The organism is Kibdelosporangium aridum (assembly GCF_900176515.1).
GTDB classification, from domain to species: Bacteria; Actinomycetota; Actinomycetes; order Mycobacteriales; family Pseudonocardiaceae; genus Kibdelosporangium; species Kibdelosporangium aridum.
This window is the reverse complement of the sequence record NZ_FWXV01000024.1, coordinates 53,836-63,819: the sequence shown is the minus strand read 5'-3', so window position 1 is coordinate 63,819 and position 9,984 is coordinate 53,836. Positions and strand designations below refer to the sequence as shown.

The following is a 9,984-nucleotide window of genomic DNA, read 5'->3' as shown; positions in this document are numbered from 1 at the left end:
CGCGACCGGTTCGCCTCCTGGAACGGCACTGCGCCCCTTGATGCGTCCTCCGGGCAGCAGCAGCGCCACCGGCTCTCCCGCGCTGGCAACCGTCGCATCAACCGGACCTTGCACATCATGGCTGCCGTTCAGTTGCGCAACGCCACTCCAGGCCGTATCTACTTCGATGCGAAGAAGGCCGCGGGCAAGACCTCGATGGAAGCCATGCGCGCACTCAAACGACGACTATCCAATGTGGTTTATCGCCGGATGGTGCACGACCAGCAGACCAGGCAAGCGGCAGGCCCGGGAGGGCACTCCGGGACGACTCGCCAGTCCAGCGTGACCGACCTACCCCCGGACATCGGCTCTTCGGACAAGCCACTACCCGGACCCACCACAACCCAGCCTAACCCCCACTTCCCAGCCGCCTCTTGACATAAAGGGGAGCCATAAGCGGACGTTGCGGTGTCGACCTTCACGTCGTCAAACACAATTCGCAGGTGCTCATCGCCATGGTTGGCGGCCTCCACACCGATGCCGGCGTCCGTAGCTCATGAGCGCAGCGACTCCCAAAAGCACAGTTGCTCGCCTCAGCCACGTTCAACGGCCGGACACCACGGGGCGGGATGTCCAAAGCCCAATACCTCCCGCGGCGACGAGTATCGAGCCCGCGGGGGGTTACTGGCGGTGAAATGGCTGCACGATGGCGACCTGGTTTGTTGATGACTCGCTGTAACGGTTGTTCTGACGTGCCGATACATGGCTACTCCATTTGTCCTAGGAGGTGCCATGCCACAGCAGGGCTCGGTATCCAACGCATCCGCCGTTCGGCCACCGACAGTCGTCTACCTGCCGGGACTTTCGAAATCACCCTCGAACTCGGCGGAGCGGCTCGCGACGCTCATCGCCCACAACCTCACCCAAGGTCCAGGCACCTTCACAACGCAGAAAGCTCCTGATCCGGGAGCACCTCTGACCGAAGGACGACGGATCCTCGATGAGAACAAGACCCCGATGCTCGACATCTCCATGCTCGACTATCGAGCACATCTTCGACTGCGTTGCGCTTGCCGAAAACCTCATCCGTGCTGGTCAGCCCCTACACGCGATGACGTCGGCGCTGTCCCCTCATGGCAGGCGGTCCTGCGGCAGGATGACCGGCCGTGCTGCTGCGATTGGCCTACCTCGGCCTCACCAACACCTTCGCCCTGGTTCGCCTGCTCCCAAGGAGCACCCGGGACAAAGACATCGAGATCCTCGCGTTGCGCCACCAGATCGGAATACTGCAACGGCAACTCGCGACACCAGAGTGCGATTCAGCCCGGCCGACAGGGCCCTACTCGCCGCGCTCCTACACCGGCTATCACGCCAGACCGTGCACAGGCTCCGTCTGCTGGTACGCCCGGACACGATCCTGCGCTGGCACCGTGATCTACTCCGCCGACGCCACGCCAGGATGTCGCGGCCGAAACGCCCGGGCCGACCACGCACCATCCGGTCTATCCGAGTCCTGGTTCTGCGCCTTGCCAAGGAGAACCCCAGCTGGGGCTACCGCCGCATCCACGGCGAACTCCTCGTCCTCGGCATCAAAGTCGCCGCATCGACCGTGTGGCAGATTCTCGCCGACGCCGGCATCGACCCCGCACCCGAACGCGCGTCCAGCACGTGGGCCCAGTTCCTGCGTTCCCAAGCCGAGGTCCTGCTGGCCTGCGACTTCACCGGCGCCCGCATGTACGTGCTGGCCGTGATCGAGCACGCGCACCGCAGGATCCGCATCCTCGGCGCCACACCGCATCCGACCGCGGAGTGGGTGACCCAAGCCGCCCGCAACCTCGTCATGGATCTCGAGGACGCCGGCTACCGAGCACGGTTCCCGATCCGCGACAGAGACGGCAAATTTCCGCACCTGTTCGACGTCATCCTCGCCGACGCCAGCATCGAGGTCGCGCTGAGTGGTGTGCAGATGCCCAGGATGAACTCGATCGTCGAGCGCTGAGTACAGACCTGTCGACACGAACTACTCGATCGCACCTTGATCTGGAACCAGCGACACCTGCTCCACGCACTCCGTGAATACGAGCGGTTCTACAACTCGCACCGACCTCACCAAGGCATCGCCAACGCCCGACCATTACAACCACTGCCCGAGCCGATCACCGATCCAGCCCAGATCAGTCAACTCGACATCCGCCGACACCCACGGTTGGGCGGCACCCTCAACCAGTACCACCACGCCGCCTGACCAGCACGGATGATGTTTTCGGCAACCACAGGGTCGAACAGGCGGCGATGTGACGGCGAACATCCGCCACCGGGGCCGCCGTGCAGGAAGACGACCGGCTTGCCGGAAGGATTCCCGCACTCCTCCCAGTACACGAGGTTGCCGTCACCGGTGTCCAGATGACCTGACGCCTGAGGCTCGATCTCGGGGTACATAGGCCTATCGTCGAGCACAAAGCGCGATCCTCGAAAGAGACCTCCACCACGAGGGTCACTTCCATCCGATCGGGATCAAGACAGCGGGCCACTAGGAGGTCTCGGCCCGCCGGAAACCTGCGATCGGTGGAATGTGTGCTCGGGACCGGGGAACTGGTGCCCGCCCACCTCGTTCACCAACTCGGTGGCCGCGCCGAACATGACCACGACGACCACGGTGAAGCAGACGTGGGCATCGCTGATCGTCGGAAGCAAAAGTCGGAGTTCGGATCCGGACTATGCTGATCCGAACACGAGGCCGGATCCGGTTTGTTTCCATTGGCGCGCTGGCGATCGAGCCAGGTATCGCCGGAGTCGGTGGGCCATCAAACCAAGTTTATTAAGGCGATACCTCTGACTGGATCGGCCCGCTCTGCGGCCGCAGGCATCGTGGGCACGAGGCCGCCGCCATCGAGCGCCTGCGCGTGGTTGCCTTCTCAGGTCGACGCCACGCACACTGACCTCACCTGGATATGAGTCGAAGCTCGAACCTCTGTGTCGCACCGGCCTGGTTGGCCGTTCGATTCGACTACCAGATAGTCGAATTAGTACTGGATTAGTAGCCAGTAGCCGTGCCCGGAGGGAGAACTCACTGGATTCTCGTAGTAGCGAATCGGCTTGTGTGGAATTCGCAAGGTTCTCTACTACGGGGGTTTGACGTGAGTACTAGTCTGCGCCGTGCGCGTGCGAGGAACTCGTTGGATGTCGCCCGTGATTCGTTCGCCCTCCTGGTAACGGGTCCGCGGCCGCTGTCGTTAGATGGCCGGAAGTTCCTTGGTCTGCCGCAGCGGCGGTTGGCGCTGGACGAAGTGCGTGATCTTCTGCTGGCTCGCCAGTGTCCACAATCGACGTCGGATGCGGTGTGGGCATATCTGGTGACTCAGGCGCGGTCAGGTGCCGCGAAGTGGATGGTGGGCGCAGTCGGCATCGCCTTGCCGGCGTTGATCGCGGTCGCTGCAAGGCTCGCGCGGTGGTGTCCTAGGGATCCTGACGTACATGCCGAGGTGTTGCGTGGGTTCCTGGACGCTTTGTCGAGAGTGGACATTGATCGGCCGTGGATCATGCTGCGGTTGCGGTGGGCTGCGTATCGCGCGGGAGACGCGGTCGTGGCGAAGACGCTTGCGGTAGCCAGGCCCTCCGCAGTGGCGGCGTTGGCGCAACCGACAAGGGGGCATCCGGATGTTCTGCTGGCTCAAGCGGTCGCCGAGGGCGTTTTGACGGAGACGACCGCGGACTTGATCGGGACGACCCGGCTTGAGGCGGTCTCTGTCCTGGAATGGGCTGCCCGGCGTGGCGTGACTGAGTGGGCGGCCTACAAGGCTCGGTGGCGGGCGGAGATTCGCCTGGCCGCCTATCTGCGTGCTCGGATGGCCGATGCCGCCGATGACCTCACCGAGCACGTGTCCGCAGTGCTGGTGCTCAAACAGGTTCACCGATCGCGACCGGAGGTGTCCAAAACGGGCCAGGAGGCGCGGTTTCAGGGTCGAAAGGAGTTCCCGAACCCGAGCGCTTCACCGGAGGTGCGTCCATGCGCATAATCCAAGACTCACTGAGTCGCACCTGCAGGATCATGGCGTCCAGGCCGGTGCGCCTGATGGTATCGCTGTTGGCTGTGTTGGCGGCGTATGTGTCCGCAACGGCCAGGGTCGCTATGGCACAAGGCTTGGGCACCGGCAGCTTCCGCAACTGGTTGCTGGACAACCTTGTTCCCGCCGCGTTGCTGATCGTGGCATTGCTGCTGATCTGGTTGGGCGGCGGACGCGGCGAGAACTCGCAAGTGATGCGCCGCGTGCTCGGTGTGCTGGTTGCGTTGGCCGTGCTCGGTTTGGCAGTGACGGGTGCCGGTAAAGATGTCGGTACCTGGCTGGCCAACCTGTTTAGGGCGTGATGTGAATGTTGGCCGAGCCTGACGATGAGATTTACCGGGTCAATCCGGTGTGGTTGGGGCCTCCGCGCATGACTTTGCCGTGGCGTGCTCGCTATGTCGCCTACGGCGTGTGGATGGCGGCGTTCCTGGCGATTTTCACGGTGGCCAGGTTGGTGTTGATGCTGCCGTTGACGGTGTGGGTGTTGGCGTGGTCGCTGGTGTTGACCACTGTGGTCACTCGGTTGATCTGCCGCCGGATCGACTTCGAGAAGCCGCTGGGCAGCGTGCTTTCCGCATTCGGCAACGAGATCGCCGGTCCACGACGCCACCTCACCAGCCAGCGCGGGGTGGTCGGGCTGAGCAGCCGGGTCGCGATCCGACCGGCCAAGGAGGCAATACGATGAGCGCATCGAAACGCCGGTTGACTGGTCAGAAACCGGTCCCTGACTACACGCCCAGCATCGGGTTGCGGTCGGTGGACGGGCACCTGGTCCGGACTCGGACCCAGACCTGGGCGTGGTATCGACTCGCAGCGCAGCGCTGGTCGTTCCGGTCGGACTCGGCCCGCAACGACCTGATCGCCGCGATCGCCGGACAGTACGCCGAGCTGGCCGGTCGGTGGCTGCATCTGCGGGTGACATCCAGCGCGTATCCGATCTCGCACTGGGCCCGCGCGCACGTCGACAACGCCCGCCAGCGTCCAGCCGACGTACCGGATGGGTTGACGTTCGACGACTACATGATCGGCGAACAGCAGCAGCTCGCCTCAGCGTCGATGACCGACAAAGAGGTCTATCTCGGCGTCGAGGTGCAAACCCGGCGCGTGGTGGACCGAGCGGTTGAGCACCTGGCGCCGGTGTTGCGGCGGGTGTTCCCGTCCGCAGTCGACAGTGAACTGACCTCGTTGAGCGACGAGGTCGCGCGGCTAGATCACATCCTGGGCGGCACCGGTTTGGAAGGCCGTCCTGTGTCACCGGTGGAGATGCGCACGCTGCTGCTGCGGTCCTGTGCGCTGGGGCTACCGGCCTCTTCTGCACTACCGGCCGCGCCGGACGTGGAATGGGCGCCCGAGGACATGGCGGGCATGACCGCGGCGGCGGAGTTGGTCCAGGAGCCGTACGCGCCGACCGTCACGGTCATCGGCCGTTCCGGTGTCTACGCGGGGCTCGAGCGGCATGTGGCGGTGTTGTCGGTCGGGGCAATGCATGGCCTGCACATCCCGGAAGCAGACGAGCCGTGGGCTCAGCGGGCGGATCGGCTGCCCGCAGCGGTGGAGTGGTCAGCCCGGATCTACGTGCGGCGGCCAGACGAGGTCGCCGGTGAGCTGCAGCGGCAGAGCACGAAGGTTCGCTCGCAGATGAACCACTTCAGCGAGGAACACGGCCTGGAACCACCGCGCTCACTGGCGCGGCAATACCAGCTGGTGCAGGACGTCGACGACCAGCTCACCTCGGGTTTCACCGCCCTCGGTACCCGGGTGCGATCCTGGTGGCGGCTGGCGGTATCGGCTCCGAGTCGACGTGAGGCGCTGCAGCTGGCGCAGCTGGTCACGGATTTGTATAAGCCCAAGGTCACCATCGAGCACCCCGAGGCCCAATACAAGCTCGCACGTGAGTTCATCCCCGGTGAGCCGCTGGCCACCTCGGCGCATCAGCGACGCGGGTCGGTGTTGTGGCTGGCCTCCGCGGTCCCAGCGGCCACGGCGGAGGTGGGCGATCGGCGCGGAATTCTGCTCGGCGAAACCTGTACGGCGACGCGTCGCCCGGTCGCGTGGGACCCGTGGATGGCCCAGGAAGTCCGCGACTCATCCGGCCTGACAGCCATGGTGGCCGGACTCGGGGGTGGGAAGTCGTTCCTGGGCGGCGGAGTCGTGTACAAGACGCTGCGCGCGGGTGCGTGTTGGACGCTGCTGGATCCGTCCGGGCCGTTGGCGCGGTTGTGCGAACTGCCGGAGCTACGGCCGTACGCGCGGGCGATCAACCTGCTCAACGCCCAACCCGGCATCCTCAACCCCTATCGGGTAGTCGCCGAGCCGCAGGTTCACCATTTCGCCGACGACCCCGACCCGCAGCGTGCGTACGAGCGGGAGTACGCATTGGCCGCGGCGACGCGGCGGCGGTTGACGCTGGATGTGCTGACGGGGTTGTTGCCGTGGGAGATCCAGCGTATGGCCGAGACCCGGATCGTACTGCTGCGCGCGGTCCGGGCTGTCGGTGGGAGTCCGACCGCGCATCCGGGCATGGTGATCACCGCGCTGCGCCAGGACCAGAGCGAGCATCACGAGCACGCCAGTGTCGTAGCGGACTTCCTAGACGAGATCCGCGAACGCATCACGCTGCTCATCCCGGAACGCGACGCCGACCCCTACGCCCACGAACGCGACGACCGGCTCACCGTGCTGACCCTGGCCGGGCTGACAATGCCCAAGGACGGCGTCAGCCGTGAACACTGGACCGACGCGGAAGCCACCGCGATCGAACTGGTCAACCTGGCCGCGTGGCTGACCCAGCGCGCGGTCTACGACCGGCCCAAGCATCTGCGCAAAGGCGTCTGGATCGACGAGGCCTTCTTCCTCTCCGAAGTCCCCACCGGGCGCGTGTTGCTCAACCGATTCTCCCGGGACTCCCGAAAATGGAACGTGCGAGTGTTGCTCTCCAGCCAGATCCCGGCCGACTTCCTGCGCATCGAGGGATTCGTGTCGCTGCTGGACTCGGTGTTCGTCGGACGCCTGGATGACGAACAAGTCCAGCAGGACGCGTTGCGGTTGCTGAAAGTCCCGGTCGGCGCCGGGTACGAGCCGGTGATTGCCAGTCTCGGCAGGCGGACCATCGCGCGCCGGACCGAGCGGGATACCGAGCCGCGGCAGTTCATTTTCGCGGACGGCACCGGTGGCGTGGAGCGCATCCGCATCGACTACTCCGGGCCACACCTCGAGGCGTTGCGTTCCGCATTGGACACCACGCCCCACCCCGAGCCTTCGGTGCCGACTGTGGAACAGTCTCCGGTGGCGGACATTGATGTCGAGGATCTCGATGCCCTATCGGGCACGCAGTCGATGGAGCAGGGCCATGACTAGCCGCCGCCGAGCACTGCTGTTGGTCGCCGGAATCCTTGCGCTGCAGGTGTTTCTCGCCGCACCAGCCCACGCAGCGACCGGCTGTATCCCGAACCCGGAGCGTGTCACGTCCGGATTCGTAGCCACCATCGACATCCCGCGGCCGAGCCACGGGCAACCAGGGTCCTGGTACGGCACATACGCCTACGCCGGAACCCGATGGAACACCTACACCTACGACAACATCACCTTGTTCTGCGGGACCCCGATGGCCCAAACCGACACCTGGCTAGGCAATCAACTGTTCAACGTCGGCAAAGCGCTCGTCGCCGGGACCAACGCCGTGTGGTACCTGCTCGTCTGGGGCGACGACTCCGGCCCGGTGTTCTCCAACTTCGACAAAGGCCTGCCCTCCGGCGCGAAATCCATCTACGACCACGCCTTCATCCCTCTGCTGTCACTCGTGCTGGTCCTGGCCGTGGTGTGGATGCTGTTCAAAACCCTAAAAGGCGCACTGGCGCACATCGCCACCAAGCTCCTGTGGATCCTGTGTGCGTTCTGGGTGGCAGCGTCGGCTTACCTCATGCCCACCGCCTACACCAGTTTCCTCGACACGATCCTCACCGAAGAGCTGCGCGAGATCCAAGGCGCCGTCCTGCGCGCCAACGGCTACGACGAGACCCACGGCATGCCCGAACTGCTCTACGACCACGTCATCAAGAAAACCTGGTTGGAAGGCGAGTTCGGCGCATCCGACTCCCCCCTCGCGCGTGACCACGGGCCACGGCTGCTGGATGCGCAAGCGTGGACAAAGTTCGACCACACCGAGAACGTCACGCAAGCCGACCTGGACCGCAAACGAGCCACCTTCGACGACGTCGCCAACACAGTCCGCGACACCGACGCGGAGGGGCATTTCACCGGCGAGCACAGCGGCCGGCTCGGCACCGGGCTGCTCGGCATGGTCCGCGGTCTGTGTTTCGCCTACTTCCCGTTCATGGCACTAGTGGGCCAGCTCGTGGGAATGTTGATCCTGCGCCTGGTCGTGCTCGGTGCACCCGTCCTGGGCTTGGCCATGATCGTCTACCACCGGGCGGCGCCCGGTATCGCCCGTGGCTTGGGCAAAGCGCTCTCAGCCTGCATCCTGCTCGCGGTCGGGTCGACCGGCTACCTCTGGGCGTTGCCCGCGGTACTCAACGGTGTCAAAACCCCGCTGCTCCAGCTACTGATCATGGTCGTGATCACGATCCTCGCGATCGTCCTGATCCGCCCGGTCCGCCAAATCACCGGAATGGTCGGCGGCATCGTGCAGGCCGCCGGATTGAACTACGCCACCCAGCCCTTGGCTAGCAGTTGGGCATTCCGGACCTGGCGTCGTCATCGGCGGTGGAACAAGCGCCACAAGCAATTGCTGCACGCCGTCGCCGGACAACACCAGCCATCGTCAGCTCCATCGCCGCAGACCCACGACCCTGGCGCTCCTCCCCCACCAGAGGCTCTGCCATGGCAGCGTCGGCATCGGCCGGAAGCCGGTGCGCCGCAACGGGCCACCAGCACCCGCGTCCCAACGCCATCGGCGCGCCAGCACAGCCCGGCAGCACAGGCTGGAGAACTCGGTCCGCGCGTGTTCTTCCACGGGCCACGGGTCATCTACCAAGGCCCAGCGACTGATCCACAACACCAGCAACCCAAACAAGTCCCACCGCCGCCGTCGAAACCCTCACAACAACCCACCGTCATCGTCACCTCGGCCGACCAGGAGACCACCACGCCGCCCGAGGTTCGCAGCGATCCCGATGTCGAACCTCCTATCCGGATCCCCGACCACGCGCCACCGAACGAGCCGACCGAAGAGCTGATTGTCCCGTCCGAGTACGAGAAACACGCACACGACAACGAACCCGCGCCACCGCGGATCAACCCGAGTCCGCCGGTCCTCGAGATCTACCACCCCAGCACCGACCAGGTTCTGCCGCACCCCGTACAGGACACGACCACGCCGACGTCATCCAGGCCAGAGGGCGAGGACCGAGGAGACACCGATGCCGATCCGATCTGACCGCGGCCGCAACGCCACGCTGCGCGCGCTAGCCACGTGGCCTCTCTACTCGCCTCGGCGCCTGCTCTGCACCATCACCGTACTGGTGGTGTTGTGTGTCGCGGTCACGATCGTCGCCAGCACAGGCACTCATCGCTTGTCCACCTCGACTGTGACGACTTCGCCGTCCACCTGGACGCTCTCGCCAAGCACCACCCCAACCACATCGAGCGGCGGGCAATCGCCTATTCCAGTGGTTGCCGGTGACCCCACGGTGGTGGCTCGCCGATTCGCTGAGGCTTGGATACACAAGCTGGACACGGCAGCCTGGCGGGCTGCTATTGCTCCACTGTGTACTGATGAGTTCCGCGCCGTGATACTGCCAACCCTCGTGCCAGACCACGTATCCGCGATCACCGGCGATCCGGCGCTGACGCGAGGCAGCGGAGGCGTCGCTGAAGTGACCGTGCCGCTGGACACCATGCTCCTCGCGCTCACCCTGCACGACGCCGCCGGGCACGGCGACTGGCGCATCTCTGACGCCCAACCCGCACAAAGGTGACTGCG

At 65.1% G+C, this 9,984-nt stretch carries 9 protein-coding genes; 8 read left to right on the top strand and 1 reads right to left on the bottom strand.

The genetic code is table 11. The features are described 5' to 3' along the window. Both B9C43_RS54275 and B9C43_RS59425 read left to right on the top strand, forming a co-directional pair. On the top strand, window positions 1-417 hold a 417-nt coding region (locus B9C43_RS54275), incomplete at its 5' end, for a transposase (protein WP_143447280.1). A gap of 940 nt (window positions 418-1,357) precedes the next feature. Beyond that, window positions 1,358-1,978, top strand: a complete 621-nt coding sequence (locus tag B9C43_RS59425) for a helix-turn-helix domain-containing protein (protein WP_235039403.1) — start codon at window positions 1,358-1,360, stop codon at window positions 1,976-1,978. A 179-nt stretch (window positions 1,979-2,157) separates the two neighbouring features. Here B9C43_RS59425 and B9C43_RS60045 read toward each other — a convergent pair whose 3' ends face one another. Further along, on the bottom strand, window positions 2,158-2,418 hold the full coding sequence (locus tag B9C43_RS60045) for an alpha/beta hydrolase family protein (RefSeq protein ID WP_327225591.1): 261 nt from the start codon (window positions 2,416-2,418) through the stop codon (window positions 2,158-2,160). Between the two features lie 698 nt (window positions 2,419-3,116). Here B9C43_RS60045 and B9C43_RS54255 point away from each other — a divergent pair. The 6 genes from B9C43_RS54255 (at window position 3,117) to B9C43_RS54230 (ending at window position 9,979) form a co-directional block, all read left to right on the top strand. After that, complete coding sequence (locus tag B9C43_RS54255; RefSeq protein ID WP_143447278.1) at window positions 3,117-3,995, top strand: hypothetical protein; 879 nt, start codon at window positions 3,117-3,119, stop codon at window positions 3,993-3,995. A gap of 113 nt (window positions 3,996-4,108) precedes the next feature. Next, entirely contained in the window at window positions 4,109-4,345 is a 237-nt protein-coding gene (locus B9C43_RS54250) for a hypothetical protein (RefSeq protein WP_084434985.1), read from the top strand. 68 nt (window positions 4,346-4,413) lie between these two features. Next, window positions 4,414-4,728 carry a hypothetical protein gene (locus tag B9C43_RS54245; protein WP_143447277.1) on the top strand — a complete coding sequence of 105 codons (315 nt, stop codon included), beginning with the start codon at window positions 4,414-4,416 and terminating at the stop codon, window positions 4,726-4,728. Next, the gene (locus B9C43_RS54240) at window positions 4,725-7,400 is read left to right on the top strand and encodes an ATP-binding protein (protein WP_084434978.1); all 2,676 of its coding nucleotides are present in this window, start codon (window positions 4,725-4,727) and stop codon (window positions 7,398-7,400) included. The genes B9C43_RS54245 and B9C43_RS54240 overlap by 4 nt, the downstream gene beginning before the upstream one ends. Continuing rightward, complete coding sequence (locus B9C43_RS54235) at window positions 7,393-9,438, top strand: MATE family efflux transporter (RefSeq protein WP_084434977.1); 2,046 nt, start codon at window positions 7,393-7,395, stop codon at window positions 9,436-9,438. Before B9C43_RS54240 ends, B9C43_RS54235 begins: the two co-directional genes overlap by 8 nt. Then, on the top strand, window positions 9,422-9,979 hold the full coding sequence (locus B9C43_RS54230) for a hypothetical protein (RefSeq protein ID WP_084434976.1): 558 nt from the start codon (window positions 9,422-9,424) through the stop codon (window positions 9,977-9,979). Before B9C43_RS54235 ends, B9C43_RS54230 begins: the two co-directional genes overlap by 17 nt. Window positions 9,980-9,984: the final 5 nt, after the last annotated feature.